Origin of the sequence: Microvirga sp. CF3062, assembly GCF_036314045.1 — a bacterium.
GTDB lineage: Bacteria > Pseudomonadota > Alphaproteobacteria > Rhizobiales > Beijerinckiaceae > Microvirga.
On sequence record NZ_JAYGGN010000006.1, the window covers coordinates 180,709 to 200,277 of the forward strand.

Consider the following 19,569-nt stretch of genomic DNA (forward strand, 5'->3'; position numbering starts at 1 on the left):
CAAGGCATCATGACCCTCTCGATCCGACCTGCCACAGCGTCCGATGCCGCTTTGATCTTTCGCTTCATCCGCGAGCTCGCCGAATATGAGCGGCTGGCGCATGAGGTCGATGCGACCGAAGCCGATATCGCTAAAGCGCTCTTCGGCCCTAACCCGCGCGTCTTCGCGGACATTGCCGAGTGGGAGGGTGAGCCTGCCGGGTTTGCCCTGTGGTTCTACAATTTCTCCACCTTCCGCGGGCGCCACGGGATCTATCTGGAGGATCTCTTCGTGAGGCCCGAGCTGCGCTCCAAAGGGATCGGCCGCGCCCTGCTGCGGCACCTGGCGCGCAGGTGCATGGCGGAGGGTCTGCCGCGCCTCGAATGGTGGGTGCTCGACTGGAACGAGCCGGCGCTCAAGGTTTACCGTTCCATCGGGGCCATGCCGATGGATGAGTGGACGGTGCAGCGCATGACGGGCGAGGCTTTGCAACGACTGGCGGAGGAGCCATGACCATTCCCCTCATCCTCGTGGTCGCGATGGCCGAGAACGGCGTCATCGGGCAGGACAACCGCCTGCTCTGGCGGATCAAGACCGACATGGGGCGCTTCCGCCGCCTTACTTTGGGCAAGCCGATGATCATGGGACGCAAGACGTTCCAGTCGATCGGCAAGCCCCTGCCGGGTCGGGAGACCATCGTGCTGACCCGTGATGGGAGATTTTCCGCCGAGGGCGTGCACGTGGCCCATACCTGGGAGGAAGCCGTTGCGAAGGGGGAGGAACTCGCCGCCAAGACAGGATCCGATGCGGTCGCCGTGGCCGGTGGGGCGGAGATCTATGCCCTCGCCCTGCCGCATGTGCAGACTCTCTTCCTGACCCAGGTTCATACGGCGCCCGAGGGCGATGCCGTTTTTCCGTCCTTCGACCGGTCACAGTTTCGCGAGATCAAGCGCGAGGACCATCCGAAAGGCCCGGATGACGAGCATCCGTTTACCTTTATTGATCTCGAAAGGCGCCGTTGAGCCGTCTCAAGGTTGACGAAGCGGTTCGGAATCCCCAATTCGCAGGCTTGACAGGCGGAAGAGGCAACACCCACAACCGTCTCGAGTTCTTATCGGCCGTCTCGGCCGGTCTCTTCTATAAGTAAGGAAAGGCGTCCTATGCCTTGGAGTAACCAAAGCGGCGGCGGTGGCCCCTGGGGGCAGCGTGGCGGATCGGGAGGCGGCAAGAGCCCTTGGGGCTCAGGCGGGCCGCAGGGGAACGGCAATCCTCCGGATCTCGAAGATATCCTGCGCCGCAGCCAGGACCGGCTGAAGGACTTCATCCCCGGCGGCTCCATGGGAGGCCGGGGCCTAATCATTCTTGTCTTGGGTGTCATTGCCGTCTGGTTGCTCACCGGGTTCTACACGGTGCGTCCGAACGAGGTCGGCATCAACATGATCTTCGGGGAATATACCCGGTCGTCCGGCGAGGGCCTGCGCTACAACCTGCCTTACCCGATCGGCCGCGTGATGAAGCCGAACGTTACGGCCCAGCAGCGGGTCGAGGTCGGCTACCGTTCCACCCCGACGGGGCAGGGACGGGCTCGTGACGTGATCGAAGAGAGCCTGATGCTCACCGCCGACGAGAACATCGTCGACATCGATTTCGATGCCGTCTGGCAGATCAACCCGGCGCGTCCGCAGGATTATGTCTTCAACCTGCAGAACCCCGACGGCACCATCAAGTCGGTGGCCGAAAGCGCCATGCGCGAGGTCATCGGCCGCCGCAACATCCAGGCCATCCTGACCACCGAGCAGGCCAGCGTCGCCCAGGAAGTGCGCGATATCATGCAGGAAGCCCTGGATGCCTACGGGGCCGGTGTGCTGATCAACGTGGTTCAGCTCCAGGCGGTCAGGCCGCCGTCGGAAGTCCAGCAGGCCTTCTTCGACGTCAACGCCGCTCAGCAGGATGCGGTGCGCGTCCAGAACGAGGCCGGCGCTTTCGCCAGCCGCGTTGTCCCCGAGGCCCGAGGCGAGGCCGCCCGCACCGTCCAGCAGGCCGAAGGCTATCGCGAGCAGTCGGTTGCCGATGCGTCCGGTCAGGCCGCCCGCTTCCGTCAGGTCTATGAGGAGTACCGGAAAGCTCCGGAAGTCAGCCGCGAGCGCATCTTCCTCGAGACCATGGAGCGCGTGTACGGCGGCGTCGACAAGATCATCGTCGACCAGAACGGGCAGGGTGTAGTGCCCTTCCTGCCGCTCAACCAGATGCAGCAACGCCTGCAGCCTCAGGGCAACGCAGCCAACCCGCAGGGAGCTACCCGATGAACGGCTCGACTCTTCGCACGGGCCTCCTGATCCTGGTAGGCTTGATCGCCATCGTTCTCTACAGCTCGATCTTCATCGTACAGCAGACCCAGTACGCGCTGGTGCTGCGCTTCGGCGCCGTGCAATCCGCGATTTCGGAGCCCGGACTGAAGTTCAAGCTGCCGTTAATCGACAACGTCACCTACTTCGAGAAACGGGTGCTCGATCTCGACCTGCCGGTCCAGACCCTTCTGTCGGCCGACCGTCAGAACCTGGAGGTCGACGCCTTCACCCGCTACCGGATCATCGATCCGCTGCGCTTCTATCAGGCTGTCGGCAACATCGCTCTGGCCAACCAGCGCCTGCAGAGCTTTACGAACTCGGCCATGCGCAACGTGCTGGCAGGCGCATCCCGCGATGCCATCGTTCGTACAGAGCGTTCAAATCTGATGGAGCGTATCCAAGAGGATGTGAACCGGCAGGCGGCAAGTCTGGGTATCGAGATGATCGACGTGCGCCTGACCCGCGTCGATCTGCCGGCCGCGAACAGCCAAGCGGTCTATCAGCGCATGCGCACCGAACGTGAGCGAGAGGCGGCGGATCTTCGGGCTAACGGCCAGCAGCAGGCGCAGACCATCCGCGCCCGGGCGGAGCGCGAGGCGACCGTAATTCGCGCCGAAGCGAACCGGACCGCCGAGGAATTGCGCGGCCAGGGCGATGCGGATCGAAACCGCATTCTGGCCGAGGCATTTGGGCAGGATCCGGAATTCTTCGCCTTCTACCGGTCCATGCAGGCCTATGAGGCAGGACTGAAGGGGAGTGAGACCCGCCTCGTGTTGAGCCCGGATTCCGATTTCTTCCGCTATTTCAATGATCCGACAGGTCAACGCGGTCGCGCAGCCTCTCCAGCTCGACCGGCCCCAGCGCCGGCGCCGGCCCAACCGGCTCCAGCTCAATAAGTCTGCCTGATGTTAGACTTGATTGCAGCCCTCGGCCTCGCTCTCGCGGTCGAGGGCATTCTATTTGCGGCCTTCCCGGAAGGGATGCGCCGGGCCATGTACGAGGCGGCTCACAGCCCGAGCGACCAGATGCGGATCGTGGGCATCATTTCGGCCGTGCTCGGCCTCGGGGTCATCTGGCTTGTGCGTCAGTTCGGATAGGCGGCGGCCGAGCTTCCGCTGCATTGCCCGCTTGAATGCCGGGGCCAAGCACCAATCTATATGCACAAACTCCGAAAGAGGATTGTCGATGAACACAGCCACGAACGCGCTGGCGCCTTCCAAGACGGTGCTGCCCCAGCGTCCCCTGCGCCGGCTTGCCGCGTCCTGCTTCGCGGTCCTGACCCTGGTCGCGACAGCGATGCCGCTGCCGGCCTATGCCCGCTCGGCTCCTGAATCCTTTGCCGACCTGGCCGAGGAGGTCACGGGCGCCGTGGTCAACATCTCGGCCTCGACCACTGTCGAGGCCCGCAACCGCACCCTGCCGCAACTGCCACCGGGTACGCCCTTTGAGGATCTCTTTGAGGAGTTCTTCAACCGTCGCGGCCAGAATGGTGGCCCTGGAGGCCCTGGTGGCGGTCCCGGTGGTGAGAATTCTCCTTCGCGTCCCCGCAGCTCGAATTCGCTCGGTTCCGGCTTTGTGATCGACCCGTCCGGTATCGTGGTGACGAACAATCACGTGATCGGCGATGCCAATGACATCAGCGTGATCTTCCCCGACGGGACGCGCCTGAAGGCGGAGATCATCGGCAAGGATTCCAAGGTCGATCTCGCCGTCCTGAAGGTGAAATCCGACAAACCCCTCAAGGCGGTGAAGTTCGGTGACTCCGAAACCATCCGCGCAGGCGACTGGGTGATGGCGATCGGCAATCCCTTCGGCCTCGGCGGCTCCGTGACGGCTGGCATTATTTCAGCCCGAGGCCGTAACATCGAGTCCGGTCCCTATGACAACTACATTCAGACCGATGCCTCCATCAACAAGGGCAATTCCGGTGGTCCGCTGTTCAACATGAACGGCGAGGTCATCGGCATCAACACGGCGATCCTCTCGCCCACCGGCGGCTCGGTCGGCATCGGCTTCGCGGTTCCCGCCTCCACGGCGGTGCCGATCATCGATCAACTGCGCCAGTTCGGCGAAACCCGCCGTGGCTGGCTCGGGGTGCGCATTCAGAACGTGGACGACGCAACGGCCGAAGCCCTGAGTCTCGGTACGGCGCGCGGCGCGCTGATCGCCGGCATCGACGATAAAGGTCCCGCCAGACCGGCCGGTCTCGAGGTCGGTGACGTGATCGTTCGCTTCGACGGCAAGGAAGTGAAGGATTCCCGTGACCTGCCGCGGATCGTGGCCTCCTCACCCGTGGGCAAGGCGGTCGACGTGACGATCATCCGCAAGGGCCAGGAAATGACCCGGCAGGTCACCCTGGGCCGTCTTGAGGATACCGAGAAGCAGGCGAGCCTGCAGCAGCCCTCGACCGAGCCTCCCACGGCAACCCGGCAGGCTCTCGGTCTCAACATGTCCGGCATGACGGACGAGCTGCGCCGCCGCTTCAGCCTGAAGGACGACCTGAAGGGCGTGGTGATCACCCGCGTTGACCCGAACTCGGCTGCTTCCGACAAGCGGATCCAAGCCGGTGAAGTGATCGTCGAGGTCAACCAGGAGCCGGTCTCCAACCCGGCCGATGTGACCAAGAGGATCGACGATCTCAAGGCTCAGAACCGCAAGTCGGCACTGCTCCTCGTTGCCAACGCGCAGGGCGAAGTTCGTTTCGTGGCCTTGTCCATCGAGTAAGCTGATCACTGCGATCACCAATCAGAAAGGCGGCCTCCATGGCCGCCTTTCTCATTTCCAGTGATGTCTCAGAACAGCCTTGGCTTATTCCTGCACGATCTCGCTGGCCTTATAACCCTGCACATAGAGCAGCGCCGTCAGGTCGGCATGGTCGAGCCGCGCATGAGCCGCTGCCGCCACTGCGGGCTTTGCCCGGAAGGCCACGCCGAGACCCGCTTCGCCCAGCATGGCAAGATCGTTGGCGCCATCGCCTACGGCCATTGTTTCATGTGGAGCCAAGCCAAATCGGGTGCGCAATTCGATCAAGGTCGCGAGCTTCGCCTCGCGGCCGAGGATCGGCTCCTCAACGAGGCCGGCGAGCTTCTCGCCATTGAGGATCAAGCGGTTGGAACGGTCCTCATGAAACCCGATCTTTGTCCCGATGGGACCGGTGAACAGCGTAAAGCCGCCTGAGACGAGGCAGGTATAGGCGCCATTGGCGCGCATCGTCCGGACGAGAGCCGTCCCGCCGGGGGTGAGGGTGATGCGCTTCGCGATGATCTCGTCGACCACATTGACCGGCAGATTTTTCAGCAGGGCTACGCGTTCGCGTAAAGCCGGCTCGAAGGCGATCTCGCCGCGCATGGCGCGCTCGGTGATCTCGGAGACCTCGCTTTTAAGCCCCACGTAATCGGCCAGTTCGTCGATGCATTCCTGGCCGATCATGGTGGAATCCATGTCGGCCAGGAACAGGCGCTTGCGCCGCGTCTGCAATGGCTGAACGACGATGTCGATGGGCTGGCCGTCCAGGGCTTGGCGCAGTGCGGCCTCGACAGCTTTGACGTCGTGCGAGCCGGATATCACCAGATCCGCCGCGATCCCTCTTGCCAGAATGAGCTGTTCCGTCTCTTGTCCGAGCGCCACGGCAGCCAAGGCCACGATCTCGTCGGTGAGAGCTGGCTCGGACGGGTTGGCGATCAGAGTTGCGACGAGGGAATTCGAAGGTGACGCCATTGGGGAGACCTGGCTGTGAGTGACGTTCGGGTCGGCGCGGTTCTCATCGCAGGGCCGACCGCATCAGGCAAGTCCGCTCTGGGCATCAGGCTGGCGCAGGCTCTGGATGGCGTCGTGCTCAACGCCGATTCCATGCAGGTTTACCGCGACTTGCGCGTGATCACGGCCCGTCCCACGCTGGATGAGGAAGCCCAGGCTCCCCACCGGCTCTACGGTCATGTGGATGCCGGAGTGAATTTTTCCGTTGGGCGCTATGTGGCGGATGCCGTCCAGGTCCTTCGGGATATCGAGGGCACGAAGCTGCCGATCTTCGTGGGCGGCACAGGCCTCTACTTCAAGGCCCTGACGGAGGGGCTCTCCGACATGCCGCCTGTTCCGGAGGAGGTGCGCGAGCAGGTGCGCCGGGAGAGTGAGGGACTGGAGACGCCCGAGCTTCACAGCCTTCTCTCCGAGCGCGATCCCGAAACGGCCCGGACCTTGCGTCCCTCCGACCGGCTGCGGGTGCAGCGGGCTCTCGAAATCTTTGCGGCGACCGGTCGCCCGCTTGTGTCGTTCCATGGCGCCCGCGAGCCGGGCCTCCTGGCGGATCGCCCTCTCGTCAAACTCTTCCTGGCCCCTGACCGGGATGAGCTGCGCCGGCGGATCGACCGGCGTTTCCAAGCCATGATGGAGCAGGGCGCACTTGAAGAGGTGAAGGCCTTGGGAGAACGAAACCTTGACCCCATGCTGCCGGCCATGCGGGCTCACGGCGTGCCGGGTCTCCTGGCATACCTGCGTGGCGAGATCTCCCTCGATGAGGCCATTGCCAAAGGGCAAGGGGATACGCGGCGCTATGCCAAGCGCCAGTTCACCTGGTTTCGCCACCAGCTGCCGGACTGGCAGTGGGTCGAGCCCGAGAGGGGTTTCGAGGCGGTGATGGCTCGCATCAATGTCCCGTCAGATAGCCTACAGCCATTTGATAGAAGGTGATGAAGATCTCGAACACGATCAGGAGGACGATGATCAGTTCGAGACGCAAGGACCGCTCGGTGTCGATGATATCGGTTAAGGCCTGTGCGGTGTCGCCGAGCACGTCGAGCTTGCGGTGGAGTGCGGCCGCGCGTTCCTTCAACTCGTATTCGTCCTCAAGGCGGGCATAGAGACGCTCCAGGTCCGGGCGGTCCCACAGGACGTCCGGCTTCTCCTCCACTGCCACGCCTCCGGACATGCGCTGACGAACCAAGAGGGCATGGCCCACCTGCTTGAGGATCCTGCGTCGGTCGCGCGGGCGGCGTCCTTGTTCGGCGAGGTGCTGAACCGAGGGCTCCACCAGCTCGAAGGCCGCGGTGGCCTCCCGCTCGTCACGGGCGAGGGTGGCGCTCTTGGATAAGGCGTCTGCGATGACGAGAAGCCGCTCGGTAGACATCTGCTTGATGTAGATCGGGCCACCTGGAGGGATCTGGTCGTCCCGGTCGGGCGAGATCTCGATGATGGCGGTTTCTTCCTCATGGCGGGCGAACTCGCCGGAGATCCGCTGGCGCAGGCTTCGGATGACCTCGTCCTCCTCGAGAGGCGTGAGGCCGACCAGAACGGCCACGCCGTAGCGGAACAGGGCCACGAACCCTTCCTGCCCGGCCCGGAAGGCGAGGGGCGTCGTGGACAGAACGTCGCTACGCTCCAGCCCCGCGACATCGAGGCGGTCGCCCAGGAGGAGGGCGCGGGCCGTGAGGCGCAGGTTCTGCGTCGGTGCCACGGTGGAAGAGATGGTATCGGTCATGGTCATACGACTAAATAGGGGGGCTTAAGCTAAAAGCTAAGCCGCTTCGTGCCAAGTTGTCCCCGCTTGACCGAATGAAATGGATCGTCTAGCGTCTGCGCAACTTTCGAACTTAAGAGTCGCGCAAATGCGCAAGCTTATTCTCGTAGTACGAGCGCCATCGACGGAGCGGGATTGACCCGCATCTCCGGCGATGGCGCACAGGCCCCCTCAGGGGCCTTTTTTATTGCCTAGATTCCTTGAGACAAACGCAGACGAGACCGACGGAGCGAGACCCATGAGCGAGACGATGACCGGAGCCGAAATGGTGATCCGAGCCCTGCAGGATCAGGGAGTCGAGCATATCTTCGGTTATCCGGGCGGCGCCGTACTCCCCATCTACGATGCGCTTTTTCATCAGGAGAAGGTGCGGCACATTCTCGTCCGTCATGAGCAGGGCGCGGTCCACGCGGCCGAAGGCTATGCCCGCTCCTCCGGCAAACCCGGCGTGGTGCTTGTGACCTCCGGTCCGGGCGCGACGAACGCGATCACGGGTCTTGCCGATGCGATGATGGATTCGATCCCGCTGGTCTGCATCACAGGCCAGGTGCCGACCCACCTCATCGGCTCTGACGCATTCCAGGAATGCGACACGGTCGGCATCACGCGCCACTGCACGAAGCACAATTATCTCGTCAAATCCATTGAGGATCTGCCGCGCGTTCTGCACGAGGCTTTCTATGTGGCCCAGAACGGCCGCCCGGGCCCAGTCGTGGTCGATCTGCCGAAGGACATCCAGTTCAAGACGGGTTCCTACGTGCGGCCTCTGAGCAACCAGCACAAGACCTACCGCCCCAAGGTGAAGGGCGACATGGAGCACATTCGCGCGGCCATCGAGCTGATGGCCAATGCCAAGCGTCCGGTCTTCTACACGGGCGGCGGCGTGGTCAATTCAGGGCCGCATGCCGCGACGCTGCTGCGCGAGCTCGTCAGGCTCACGGGCTTTCCCATCACCTCGACCCTGATGGGGCTCGGCGCCTATCCGGCCTCCGACAGGCAGTGGCTCGGCATGCTGGGCATGCACGGCACCTACGAGGCCAATCTCGCGATGCATGAATGCGACGTGATGATCAATATCGGGGCGCGCTTCGACGACCGCATCACGGGGCGCCTCGACGCCTTCTCGCCTTTCTCCAAGCGCATCCATGTGGACATCGATCCGTCATCCATCAACAAGACCGTAAAGGTGGATATTCCGATCGTCGGCGATTGCGCCCATGTGCTGGAAGACATGGTGCGCCTCTGGCGCCAGGATGCCCATCAGGCAGACAAGGTGGCGCTGAAGGATTGGTGGGGCAAGATCGAAGGTTGGCGCGCGCGCAACTGCCTCGGCTTCCGGAACTCCGCCGAGACCATCAAGCCGCAATATGCGATCCAACGTCTCTACGAACTCACCAAAGACCGCAAGACCTATATCTCGACCGAAGTGGGGCAGCACCAGATGTGGGCGGCCCAGTATTTCAGGTTCGAGGAGCCGAACCGCTGGATGACATCGGGTGGTCACGGCACCATGGGCTACGGCCTGCCGGCCGCTGTCGGTGCGCAGCTGGCGCATCCCGATGCGCTGGTGATCGACATCGCAGGTGAAGCCTCGATCCAGATGATGCTGCAGGAGATGTCAACGGCGCTCCAGTACAACCTGCCGGTCAAGGTGTTCATCCTCAATAACGAGTATATGGGCATGGTGCGCCAGTGGCAGGAGCTGCTGCATGGCGGCCGCTACTCGCACAGCTATTCCGAGTCGCTGCCCGACTTCGTGAAGCTCGCTGAAGCCTATGGCGGCGTCGGCATCCGCTGCGACAAGCCGGGCGATCTCGATGCGAAGATCCTGGAGATGATCAACGTGAACCGCCCGGTCATCTTCGACTGCCTTGTCGACAAGACCGAGAACTGCTTCCCGATGATCCCGTCGGGCAAGGCGCATAACGAAATGCTGCTCAACGACTATCTCGGCGAGACGGGAGCCGATATCGGCTCCGTGATCGACGAGAAGGGCAAGATGCTTGTCTGATTAAGAACCCCTCTCCCGGGTGGGAGAGGGGCAGGGGTGAGGGAATGCCGTTTTATGACTAGAGAACCACGCCAATTTGCGCGCAACCTCCGCAAGACCCTCACGTCTGCGGAAGATGTGCTGTGGCAGGCTCTCCGTGGGCGTCGCTTCCATCGCCTCAAGTTCAGGCGGCAGGTTCCCTTCCTCAACTACACCGTTGATTTTCTATGCGTGGAGCGAAAGCTGATTGTCGAGATCGATGGAAAGCAGCATGAGTGGTACGCAGAGTATGATAGTCGCCGCACGAAAGAGATCGAGCACCACGGATTCAAGGTCATTCGCTTCACAAATTATGATGTGATGAACGATCTTGAATCTGTTCTGTTGAGGATCGCAGAGGCTGCGGTGCCTCCTGCAGCCTCTCTCCCTCACCCCTGGCCCCTCTCCCACTCGGGAGAGGGGAAAGGAGCATGAAGATGCCCACCCTCGTCATCGCCAACAAGTGCTACTCGTCCTGGTCGCTGCGGCCCTGGTTGCTGATGAAGCAGCTTGGGGTGGCCTTCGACGAGATCACGATTCCGCTCGATCTTCCGGACACCAAGGAGATGGTGCTTAAGCACTCGCCTGCCGGCAAGGTGCCGATCCTGATCGATGGCGATGTGACCGTGTGGGAGAGCATCTCTATCATGGAGCATGTCGGCGAAGCCTATAGTGTTCCCGTATGGCCCGCGGACAGCAAGGCGCGCGCGATGGCGCGCTCGGTGGCAGCCGAGATGCATGCCGGGTTCTCGGCGCTGCGTTCCGCATGCCCCATGAATCTCGGCAAAAAATATGCCTCGAGAGATCGCGGCGAGGCGGTGGCTCGGGATGTCGATCGCTTCAGCGCGATCGTGCGCGAGGCGTGTGAGCGGTTTGGCGCGGGCGGTCCATTCCTGTTCGGCGCCTTCTCGGCGGCGGACGCCATGTATGCGCCGCTTGCGACGCGCCTCGATACCTATTCCATCGCCCTCGATGCTACGACGCGCGCCTATGTGGACGCGATCCTGTCGCTGCCAGCCTTTCAGGAGTGGCGTTCGGCGGCGCTCAAGGAGGAGTGGATCGTCCCGGCCGACGAGGTGGACGAGGACGCCATTGAGAACTACCGCAAAGCGGCTTGAGGCTTGAAAGACATTCGGGAAATCAGACAATGCTCCAGATGAAGACCCACTATCCCGATGCGACCCGCGTCGAGCCCTCCCACCGGCGTACGCTTGCCATCATTGTCGACAACGAGCCCGGCGTGCTCGCCCGCATCGCCGGCCTGTTCTCGGGTCGCGGCTACAACATCGAGAGCCTGACCGTCACCGAAACCGAGCACGAGGCGCATATCTCGCGCATCACCATCGTGACCACGGGCACCGACAGCATCATCCAGCAGATCAAGAGCCAGCTCGAGCGCCTCGTGCCGGTGCATCGTGTGGTCGACCTTACTCTCACCGGCGAGGCTGTGGAGCGCGAGCTCTGCCTCGTGAAGGTGGTGGGCAAAGGCGATCATCGCGTGGAGGCCATGCGGCTGGCCTCCGCTTTTGGCGCCCGCACCCTCGATGCCACGCTCACGTCCTTCGTCTATGAACTGACCGGCACGACGGACGAGGTCGAGCGTTTCATCAAGCTGATGACGGCTGTGGGTCTCGTGGAAGTGTCCCGCACCGGCGTCGCCGCCATGGCGCGGGGCGCGGAAGGGATGTGAGGTTTTAGCCCCTGAAGTCGCTTTCCTTCAGGAACGCATCCTCCTCTGGTGTCGTCTCGCGACCCAAGATGGCGTTGCGGTGGGGGAAACGGCCGAAGCGGGCGACGATGTCGTGGTGGTGGCGGGCATACTTGACCGAATCCTCTTCGCCGAGGGCTTCGTTCAGGGTCACCGAGCGTTCCTGATCTGCCAGGGATTCGGAGTGCATGAAGGGCAAGTAGAAGAAACGGCGGAACTGCGGTTCCACCTTGTGGTCGTATCCCCGCTCGATGGCACGGTCTGCTGCCATGAGGGCAACCGGGTCGGTCCTATAGGTTTCGCGCTTTCCCCGGAACATGTTCCGGGGGAACTGGTCGAGGAGGAGAATGACGGCGAGAGCCCCATCCGGGGTGAGCTCCCATTCATTGAGATCGCCTCGAGCGGCGGCCTCATAGGTGGGCAGGAAACGGTCACGGCAGGCTTGATCGAAGGCGCTGTCCTTCGAAAACCACTTCTCCGGGCCGGCTTCGCGCCAGAACGATATGACTTCGTCGGGAGTGGCAAGGCGCTGCATGCGGCTTCGTCCTTATCGGTCGAGAGATGAAATTCCAATCTAGAGCATGGGGGAGCGGTTTGAACTCTCCGGGCTTGGATCGTTTGGGCAGAGTGGGTTTGCCCTGCACAGGATGCAGGGAGGGATCGTAGTTTTGCTACAAACAACAGCTTGTCAGCGCAGTTTTATTCGCTAAAAGCGGCGCCTGATAATTCAATGTTGCGCCAAGTCCATCCGGCGGTGCAGCGTCAGTAAACCTGGGGGGATGCCCCCTTTGAGACAAGGGACTTGAGGACCATGCGTGTCTATTACGATCGCGACGCAGATATCAACCTGATCAAGGGCAAGAAGGTCGCCATCGTCGGCTATGGCAGCCAGGGCCATGCCCATACGCTGAACCTGCGCGATTCCGGCGTGAAGGACATCGTGGTGGCGCTCCGCAAGGGCTCGCCTTCCGCTGCCAAGGCCGAGAAGGCCGGCATCAAGGTCATGGAAGTGGCCGAGGCCGCCAAGTGGGCCGACGTGGTCATGATGCTGACCCCCGACGAACTGCAGGCCGACATCTACCGCAACGACCTTCAGGATAATATGAAGGAAGGAGCCGCGCTCCTCTTCGCCCACGGCCTCAACGTCCACTTCAACCTCATCGAGCCCCGCAAGGACCTCGACGTGCTCATGGTCGCCCCTAAGGGGCCCGGCCACACGGTGCGCTCCGAGTACCAGCGCGGCGGCGGCGTGCCGACGCTGATCGCGATCCACCAGGACGCCACGGGCAATGCCCATGATATCGCGCTCTCCTATGCCTCCGCCAATGGCGGCGGCCGCGCCGGCATCATCGAGACCTCATTCAAGGAAGAGTGCGAGACCGACCTCTTCGGCGAGCAGGTGGTGCTCTGCGGCGGCCTCGTCGAGCTGATCAAGGCCGGCTTCGAAACCCTGACCGAGGCGGGCTATGCCCCGGAGATGGCTTATTTCGAGTGCCTCCACGAGGTAAAGCTCATCGTCGACCTCATCTACGAGGGCGGCATCGCCAACATGAACTACTCGATCTCCAACACCGCCGAGTTCGGCGAGTATGTGACAGGCCCGCGCATCATCACGGCTGAGACCAAGGCCGAGATGAAGCGCGTTCTGGAAGACATTCAGTCCGGCAAGTTCACCCGCGACTGGATGCTCGAGAACAAGGTCAACCAGACCTCGTTCAAGGCCACCCGCGCCCGCAATGCCGCCCATCCGATCGAGGATGTCGGCTCCCGCCTGCGTGACATGATGCCCTGGATCAAGGAAAAGGCTCTGGTCGACAAGAGCCGGAACTAAGTCCGACAGGCGGGGCGAGGCGGCAGAAACCCTTGTTCCGTAAGGAGCAGGGTCCTGCCTCGCCTGTCTGTTACTATATTTCATTACTCCGGATGTGGATTTGCGAGCCTGTTGGTTTCCCGCTAGTGGGCTCTGAAGAGCAAGTATCCGCCAGCCCATGAGTGCATCGATCCTGACTGAAGACCTCCCGGAATTCGAGGCGCCCCTTTGGGCGGGCCTCGATCCCGTGACGCGCCTTGAGCTCCAGGCGGAACTCCAGCAGGTTGTTCTGCCGGGTGGCGCGGTCCTGTTCCAGGAAGGCGACCCAGCGGACGCGCTCTACATGCTCGTGTCAGGAGCGCTCGGGGTGTCCATCCAGGGCAGCCACGGCGAGCAGAGGCGCGTTGCCCGCATCTTCCCCCCGGAGACGATCGGGGAAATGGCCCTGATCTCCAACGCACCCCGCTCGGCCAGCGTGACGGCCCTGCGGGACTCGGTGCTGCTCAAGCTGACCCGGGAGGCCTTCGAGCGCCTCGTGGAGCGCTGCCCCTCGGTAATGGTTTACCTGTCGCGGCTGCTCGCCGACCGGCTTCGCGCAACGACCCGCAGCAGTCCCGTCACCTTCAAGCCGACCACCTTCGCTATTGTGCCAGTCACTCAGGGCTTGGCGGTGGCCGACTTCGCCCACGCCTTCCTGGAGGAGATGCGGCGCAGCCAGGGGACGAGGGTCGATCTTCTCGATGCGATGCCGTCCGAGGAGGACGAGAACTGGCTCTACCGCTTCGAGGCCAGTCGGGAGCGCGTCATCTATGTTGCCTCCAAGCCATCGGGGCCTTGGACGGGGCGCTGCATCCGCCACGCCGACCACGTCATGTTTCTGGCCTGCCCAGGCGAGCCCCTGGTCCCCGAGGCGGAGGCGCTGACTTGCGCCGTGTCGTCCTGGCGACGTCATGACCTCGTGCTGCTGCAGAAGGCCGATGCCGCCCGCCCGACGCCGGCCCACCCGTCGCTCGCCCGCCTTCCGGTGGACCAGCGGATTCATGTGCGGGCGAAAAGCCCAGCCGATCTGCAGCGCCTCATCCGTACTTCGAGCGGGCGCGCCGTCGGGCTGGTGCTGGCCGGGGGAGGAGCCAGGGGCTTTGCTCATCTCGGGGCCATCCAGGCCCTGCGCGAATACGGCTTTCCCGTCGACCTTGTCGGAGGGACCAGCATCGGCGCCGTCATGGCGGCAACGGCCGCCATCCAGATTGGGCTGGGCGAGGCCAAGGACCTTATGCGGGAAGCCTTCGTCACGAACCCGCCGCTGAACGACTACACGCTCCCGCTGATCGCGTTGGTGAGAGGCAAGAAGGTCGATGCGCGACTGTTCGAGCATTTCGGCGACCTGAACATCGAAGATCTCTGGCTGCCGTTCTTCTGCGTGTCGTCGAATCTCACAACCGGCACAGCCCATGTGCATCGTCAGGGCCCGCTCTGGCGCGCCTTGCGGGCGAGCCTTGCCATTCCCGGTCTGCTGCCGCCGGTCATCGAGCCGGAGGGCGTGCTCGTGGACGGAGCCATGATGAACAACATGCCGGCAGACATCATGGCCGACCTGCAGAGAGGCCCGGTCCTTGGCATCGATGTGGCGCGGGACGTAGCTTTCACCACTGCGGGCGAGGAGGAGAAGAAGGCGCCCTTCCTGCGCCGGCTCCTCGGTCTTTCGGCTCAGGCGCCGGATATCGTCAGCCTGCTGTACCGGGCGGCCACGATCTCCAGCGATGCCCAGACGCTCAAGGCCCGCGCCCATGCAGCCCTCGTCATCCATCCTCCGCTGGCCGACGTGCCGCTGAGAGGCTGGGAGCATTTCGAGAGAGTGGTCGAGATCGGCTACGAACACACCCGGGAGCGCATCGAGGCGGGCGCTCTCGATGGGTTCAGGACCGTCTGAGGACTTACGCGCGGTGCCATGTCATGGCAGCCGCAGCCACCAGAAGGCAGAGGACGAGGCTCAGCCTTTCTGAGCGGTGCCGGCAGAACTGGTAAACGGCATAACTGCTTCCAAGGACCAGGATCAGGCACCAGAGATCCTGCGCCAGATGATTGACCTTCGTGGGGCCGATCAGGGACTGCGCCGCCCTCCAGCTCTCGGCCATCCAGAATACGGAATAGACCAGAGATGCAAAGCTCAAGACACAGGGCCACCAGATAACCGGCAAGCCTGTCGCGAGCGGGTTTGCACCCTCCGAGGCCAGGGGTGTCGGTGCAAGGTCCGTGTAAGAGTCAGGTGAAGATAATGTCACAGCAGCTTTTCGCAATGTTATAGCTAAGCCAATAACACCGCGAAATGCTGCTGTGACCTATGGAAATGGAGAGGATCGCGGATAGGCGAAACGAAAAACTGTCAGCTCTTACTGCTGGTTGCTCTTCGTGTTCTGAGCCTTGTTGTTATCCTGCTTTCCAGGGTCCTTGCGGTTCTTCATCGTGCCGCCCGAGCCGCGGGTATGGTCGTCGAGGTGCTTCTTGCTCTCACCGGAGTTGTTGCCGTTCATCTTGCCTTTGCCCATAAGGACCTCCTTTGGCGATGGAGGTTAATGAGCCCTCGGACCGCAGGTTCCCTGGTGCGCCGCCCTACCACAGCAGGTATTGCGCCAGTCCCGCGCCGGGCGCGAGGATCACGAAAGCCCAGACGGAGGCCGAGGCCAGGTTGGCGGCCTGGAACAGCACGCCCGGCATGAGGAAGATGCCGGCGATCAGGGCAATGACCGCCCGAATAGGGCCGAAGAAGCGTCCCAGGAATACGGCCCAGGGGCCAAAGCGCTGGAAGAAGTCCTCGCCTCGTTCGATGAGCCTGGGATTGCGGGACAAGGGCCAGACCCCATAAGCCGCCTTCTTGTAGCGTTGGCCGATGGCATAGGAGACCCAGTTGCCCAAAAAGGCCCCGCAGACGGCTCCGGCCCAGGCCTGCCAGAAAGGGATGTCCGCTGCGGCAAGCACGAAGCCCACGGCGATCAGGATCGTCATGGTCGGCAGGAGCAGGGACACGAAGGCAAGCGACTCGGCAAAGGTCATCAGCCCGAGTACGAAGGGAGTATAGGCTTGGTGGGTCTGCACGAACCCCAGAACGCTGTTCTTCCAAAACTCGATATCCATGAATCCGATCCGGCTCCTTCGTCGTTGGGGGCATATAAGCACTTTCGTTGGGTCAGATAGATCCAATCGCATCCGTGATGAATACGATCACATCACACGATTTGAAGCAGGGCCCGCGTTGCGCTAACCCGTACTCAAGGGGGCAAGAGCCATGAACGTTCTCTCGATCCAATCCCATGTCGCCTACGGTCACGTGGGCAACGCCTCGGCGGTCTTTCCGATGCAGCGCCTCGGCGTCGAGGTGTGGCCCATCCATACGGTCCAGTTCTCGAACCACACCGGCTACGGCTCCTGGAAGGGGCGCGTGTTCGATGGCCCCGCCATCGAGGATCTGGTGGAGGGCATTGCCGAACGCGGCGTTCTCGACCGCTGCGACGGAGTTCTCTCCGGCTATATGGGGTCGGCCGATATCGGCAACGCCATCCTGTCCGCCGTCGCGCGGGTGCGGTCCCTCAACCCGGATGCCCTCTATTGCTGCGACCCGGTGATCGGCGATGTGGGTCGCGGCGTGTTCGTGCGTCCCGGCATTCCGGAATTCATGCGCGAGCAGGCGGTGCCCGCCGCCGACATCATCACGCCGAACCAGTTCGAGCTGGATTACCTGTCTGGCGTCGCGGCGCAGACGCTCGACGATGTAAAGAAAGCCGTCGCGATCGTGCACAGAATGGGCCCCAAGGTCATTCTCGTCACATCCGTCGAGACGAAAGAAACGCCCTCGGACAGCGCGGATCTCATCGCCGGCGAGAACGGGCGCTTCTGGCGCGTGCGGACGCCGAAGCTGTCGCTGTCCGTCAACGGGGCAGGGGACGCCATCGCGGCGCTCTTTTTCGTTCATTATGCACGCTCACGCTCCGCTCCGACGGCCCTTGCCGAAGCCTCTGCCTCTGTCTACGGCTTGCTCAAGCGCACGGAAGAGGCAGGCTCCCGCGAGATCCTGACCATTGCGGCGCAGGATGAATTCGTCTCGCCCACCCGTCGCTTCGACGTTGAAGAGGTTTGATCCGCATGCCCCGCCGCTTTGTCACTCTCGATGTCTTCACGGGCGAGCGCTTCGCCGGAAATCCTCTTGCCGTCGTGCTTGACGCCGAGGGACTCGACACCGCGGCGATGCAGCGGATCACAAAGGAATTCAACCTCTCCGAGACGGTCTTCGTCTTTCCGGCTTCCGAGCCGCGCCAGCGCGCCGACATCCGAATCTTCACGCCGGCTCGCGAATTGCCTTTTGCCGGCCACCCGACAGTGGGAACCGCCGTGCTCCTGGCGCTGCTCGACCAGGATGGCCTGCCCGGTGCGGTGGCCTTCGGGCTCAAGGAGCAGGTCGGCATTGTGCCCTGCGCCGTCGAGGTGAAGGATGAGGTAAGCGGTACGGCGCGTTTCCGTCTGCCGCGTCTGCCATTTGTGTGGGGCGAGGGCAAGGAGAGCAAGGATTGCGCCTGGTCCCTCGGGCTCGACCCGACGGAGATCGGCTTCGATCAGCACATGCCGAGCCGCCATTCGGCAGGGGTGGCTTATGATCTCGTACCCGTCTCCTCTCTTGAGGCGCTGGCACGCTCCAAGCCGCAAGGTGAGGCTTTCGACAAGGTGTTCGGCGACAGCGATCATCCTTCGGCCTACGTCTATGCCCGCATTCCCGATGAAGAGGGCTTGCGGTTTCGCGCCCGCATGTTCGGGCCCGGCATGGGCATCGCCGAGGACCCTGCGACCGGTTCGGCTGCAGCCGCGTTTGCGGGCGCCCTCATGCAATGCGAGCCGCTGGGTGATGGCGAGCACAACATCGTCATCGAGCAGGGCGTGGAGATGGGCCGCCCAAGCGAGATTCGTCTGCAGATGGTGATCAAGGATGGCGCGCTCGCATCCGCCGAGATCGGTGGTGGCGCCGTGATGGTAAGCCGCGGCGAGATTTTGGCGTGAGCCGCGAGATCGAGATCAGGCGTGTCTCCCGCGTCGAAGCGTGCTGCCGTCCGTTGGATTGGGCTTGGCCCAACCAGAACAGAGCTTTCATCGAGGAGAACTGGAAGCGACGCACGGCGGGCAAGCCGCAGATGTTCAACGGGCGCGTGCTGCTGTTGCAGGACGTGGTCGTCGAGCGGGACCTGTGTCGCAACACCTATTTCGAGGTCGACTACGCCGACTTCGTCGCCTGGATCGACAAGGGCTATCCCGATCCAGCCATCGCCAACGGCTTTGCCATGGGGGCGCTGCGCGGGTCTGATGGCGCTTTCATCTGCGGCTTGATGGGGAACGGGACGACAAATGCGGGCCGCGTCTACTTCGCGGCTGGTACGCCGGATCCTTCCGACCTGAGGCCAGACGGCACTGTCGACCTTGCCACCAGCCTCACCCGAGAGCTTGCGGAGGAGACGGGCTTGCAGGAGGGCGACTACCATGTGGATGACGAATGGATCATCGTCCAGCGCTGGCCGACCATCGCCCTCCTACGCATGGTGACCCTGCCCGTGACGGCGGAGGAGGGCGCGGCTAAGATCCGCGCCAATATCGCCCGGCAGCACGAGCCCGAACTGCAGGACGTGCGCATCATCCGCGGGCCAGAGGACATCGACCCCGAGCGGATGCCGCTCTTCCTGCAATCCTTCTTCGGCTGGGTTTTCGATCAGAGATAGCCGTGGCGCGCCTTCGTGGCGTTGACCATCCGCACAGCTTCTGCATCGCGCCCAGCAGCACAGGCTGTCTCGGCCTGTGCGATTTCCCGATCCACTCGGTTGTAGACGGATTGGTTCACATGCCCCATGGCCAGGTCATTGCTCATGACGGCGCGGTAACGGCTGACTTCGCCATTGCAGCCGGTGCCGGAGCTGCTGGTCATGATGCCAGTGCTGGCAGGCGCCGAGGCGGTCTGATTGCAGGCGGCCAGCGCGAGAGCGCCGATCCGGAATACGGCGGGGGTGACGATCTTCATGAGTGTATCTCCTCGATGGAACTCGCGAGCGAGGAATAAAGGCCAAGCTTCGTCTGTTCTAGGGCGCTTTCCCGGGAGACCAGCCCTGTCGCGCTTCGTGTCATAACCCATCCAATAGTCGAGGCTTCTCTTTT

At 63.0% G+C, this 19,569-nt stretch carries 23 protein-coding genes; 16 read left to right on the forward strand and 7 right to left on the reverse strand.

What is annotated here, in order from left to right; all coding sequences use genetic code 11:
• Positions 1-9: 9 nt before the first annotated feature.
• The 6 genes from VB618_RS12740 (at position 10) to VB618_RS12765 (ending at position 5,051) form a co-directional block, all read left to right on the forward strand.
• Positions 10-492, forward strand: a complete 483-nt coding sequence (locus tag VB618_RS12740; RefSeq protein ID WP_329797039.1) for a GNAT family N-acetyltransferase — start codon at positions 10-12, stop codon at positions 490-492.
• Positions 489-1,001 carry a dihydrofolate reductase gene (locus VB618_RS12745; RefSeq protein ID WP_329797040.1) on the forward strand — a complete coding sequence of 171 codons (513 nt, stop codon included), beginning with the start codon at positions 489-491 and terminating at the stop codon, positions 999-1,001. The genes VB618_RS12740 and VB618_RS12745 overlap by 4 nt, the downstream gene beginning before the upstream one ends.
• 138 nt (positions 1,002-1,139) lie before the next feature.
• Entirely contained in the window at positions 1,140-2,285 is a 1,146-nt protein-coding gene (gene hflK / locus VB618_RS12750) for an FtsH protease activity modulator HflK (protein ID WP_329797041.1), read from the forward strand.
• Positions 2,282-3,223 carry a protease modulator HflC gene (hflC, locus tag VB618_RS12755; protein WP_329797042.1) on the forward strand — a complete coding sequence of 314 codons (942 nt, stop codon included), beginning with the start codon at positions 2,282-2,284 and terminating at the stop codon, positions 3,221-3,223. The genes hflK and hflC overlap by 4 nt, the downstream gene beginning before the upstream one ends.
• Before the next feature lie 9 nt (positions 3,224-3,232).
• On the forward strand, positions 3,233-3,424 hold the full coding sequence (locus VB618_RS12760) for a DUF2065 domain-containing protein (RefSeq protein WP_329797043.1): 192 nt from the start codon (positions 3,233-3,235) through the stop codon (positions 3,422-3,424).
• 88 nt (positions 3,425-3,512) lie between these two features.
• A complete protein-coding gene (locus VB618_RS12765) occupies positions 3,513-5,051 on the forward strand; it encodes a DegQ family serine endoprotease (protein WP_329797044.1) in 1,539 nt (512 codons plus the stop codon).
• Between the two features lie 84 nt (positions 5,052-5,135).
• On the opposite strand, the gene serB is transcribed toward VB618_RS12765, so the two are convergent.
• The gene (serB, locus tag VB618_RS12770; protein WP_329797045.1) at positions 5,136-6,044 is read right to left on the reverse strand and encodes a phosphoserine phosphatase SerB; all 909 of its coding nucleotides are present in this window, start codon (positions 6,042-6,044) and stop codon (positions 5,136-5,138) included.
• A 15-nt stretch (positions 6,045-6,059) separates the two neighbouring features.
• On the opposite strand from serB, the gene miaA reads away from it, so the two are divergent.
• On the forward strand, positions 6,060-7,013 hold the full coding sequence (gene miaA / locus VB618_RS12775; RefSeq protein WP_329797046.1) for a tRNA (adenosine(37)-N6)-dimethylallyltransferase MiaA: 954 nt from the start codon (positions 6,060-6,062) through the stop codon (positions 7,011-7,013).
• On the opposite strand, the gene VB618_RS12780 is transcribed toward miaA, so the two are convergent.
• Positions 6,970-7,800, reverse strand: coding sequence for an RMD1 family protein (locus VB618_RS12780; RefSeq protein WP_329797047.1), 831 nt, complete (start codon positions 7,798-7,800; stop codon positions 6,970-6,972). The two genes, miaA and VB618_RS12780, sit on opposite strands and share 44 nt — an antisense overlap.
• Positions 7,801-8,077: 277 nt before the next feature.
• Here VB618_RS12780 and VB618_RS12785 point away from each other — a divergent pair, with 277 nt between their 5' ends.
• From VB618_RS12785 to ilvN, 4 genes are read left to right on the forward strand one after another with little or no spacing between them, the layout of a single operon-like run.
• The gene (locus VB618_RS12785) at positions 8,078-9,850 is read left to right on the forward strand and encodes an acetolactate synthase 3 large subunit (protein WP_329797048.1); all 1,773 of its coding nucleotides are present in this window, start codon (positions 8,078-8,080) and stop codon (positions 9,848-9,850) included.
• A gap of 54 nt (positions 9,851-9,904) precedes the next feature.
• Positions 9,905-10,303, forward strand: a complete 399-nt coding sequence (locus tag VB618_RS12790) for an endonuclease domain-containing protein (protein ID WP_329797209.1) — start codon at positions 9,905-9,907, stop codon at positions 10,301-10,303.
• Positions 10,304-10,305: 2 nt separating this feature from the next.
• A complete protein-coding gene (locus VB618_RS12795; protein ID WP_329797210.1) occupies positions 10,306-10,986 on the forward strand; it encodes a glutathione S-transferase family protein in 681 nt (226 codons plus the stop codon).
• Positions 10,987-11,015: 29 nt separating this feature from the next.
• Complete coding sequence (gene ilvN / locus VB618_RS12800; RefSeq protein WP_036350902.1) at positions 11,016-11,558, forward strand: acetolactate synthase small subunit; 543 nt, start codon at positions 11,016-11,018, stop codon at positions 11,556-11,558.
• A 4-nt stretch (positions 11,559-11,562) separates the two neighbouring features.
• On the opposite strand, the gene VB618_RS12805 is transcribed toward ilvN, so the two are convergent.
• On the reverse strand, positions 11,563-12,111 hold the full coding sequence (locus VB618_RS12805) for a DUF924 family protein (protein WP_329797049.1): 549 nt from the start codon (positions 12,109-12,111) through the stop codon (positions 11,563-11,565).
• Between the two features lie 276 nt (positions 12,112-12,387).
• On the opposite strand from VB618_RS12805, the gene ilvC reads away from it, so the two are divergent.
• Positions 12,388-13,407: a ketol-acid reductoisomerase gene (gene ilvC / locus VB618_RS12810; protein ID WP_329797050.1), complete on the forward strand. Its 1,020-nt coding sequence runs from the start codon at positions 12,388-12,390 to the stop codon at positions 13,405-13,407.
• A 157-nt stretch (positions 13,408-13,564) separates the two neighbouring features.
• Entirely contained in the window at positions 13,565-15,316 is a 1,752-nt protein-coding gene (locus tag VB618_RS12815) for a patatin-like phospholipase family protein (protein ID WP_329797051.1), read from the forward strand.
• A 4-nt stretch (positions 15,317-15,320) separates the two neighbouring features.
• On the opposite strand, the gene VB618_RS12820 is transcribed toward VB618_RS12815, so the two are convergent.
• From VB618_RS12820 to VB618_RS12830, 3 genes are all read right to left on the reverse strand, one after another.
• Complete coding sequence (locus VB618_RS12820) at positions 15,321-15,557, reverse strand: hypothetical protein (RefSeq protein WP_329797052.1); 237 nt, start codon at positions 15,555-15,557, stop codon at positions 15,321-15,323.
• A 219-nt stretch (positions 15,558-15,776) separates the two neighbouring features.
• Positions 15,777-15,932 (reverse strand): hypothetical protein, encoded by a 156-nt coding sequence (locus VB618_RS12825; RefSeq protein ID WP_160195434.1) that lies wholly within the window; start codon positions 15,930-15,932, stop codon positions 15,777-15,779.
• 64 nt (positions 15,933-15,996) lie between these two features.
• Complete coding sequence (locus tag VB618_RS12830) at positions 15,997-16,518, reverse strand: DedA family protein (protein ID WP_329797053.1); 522 nt, start codon at positions 16,516-16,518, stop codon at positions 15,997-15,999.
• 151 nt (positions 16,519-16,669) lie between these two features.
• On the opposite strand from VB618_RS12830, the gene pdxY reads away from it, so the two are divergent.
• From pdxY to VB618_RS12845, 3 genes are read left to right on the forward strand one after another with little or no spacing between them, the layout of a single operon-like run.
• The gene (pdxY, locus tag VB618_RS12835; protein ID WP_329797054.1) at positions 16,670-17,518 is read left to right on the forward strand and encodes a pyridoxal kinase PdxY; all 849 of its coding nucleotides are present in this window, start codon (positions 16,670-16,672) and stop codon (positions 17,516-17,518) included.
• Positions 17,519-17,523: 5 nt separating this feature from the next.
• On the forward strand, positions 17,524-18,429 hold the full coding sequence (locus VB618_RS12840) for a PhzF family phenazine biosynthesis protein (protein WP_329797055.1): 906 nt from the start codon (positions 17,524-17,526) through the stop codon (positions 18,427-18,429).
• Positions 18,426-19,139, forward strand: coding sequence for an NUDIX hydrolase (locus tag VB618_RS12845; RefSeq protein WP_329797056.1), 714 nt, complete (start codon positions 18,426-18,428; stop codon positions 19,137-19,139). Before VB618_RS12840 ends, VB618_RS12845 begins: the two co-directional genes overlap by 4 nt.
• Here the strand turns inward: VB618_RS12845 and VB618_RS12850 are convergent.
• Positions 19,130-19,435, reverse strand: coding sequence for a hypothetical protein (locus VB618_RS12850; RefSeq protein WP_329797057.1), 306 nt, complete (start codon positions 19,433-19,435; stop codon positions 19,130-19,132). The two genes, VB618_RS12845 and VB618_RS12850, sit on opposite strands and share 10 nt — an antisense overlap.
• Between the last annotated feature and the right edge of the window lie 134 nt (positions 19,436-19,569).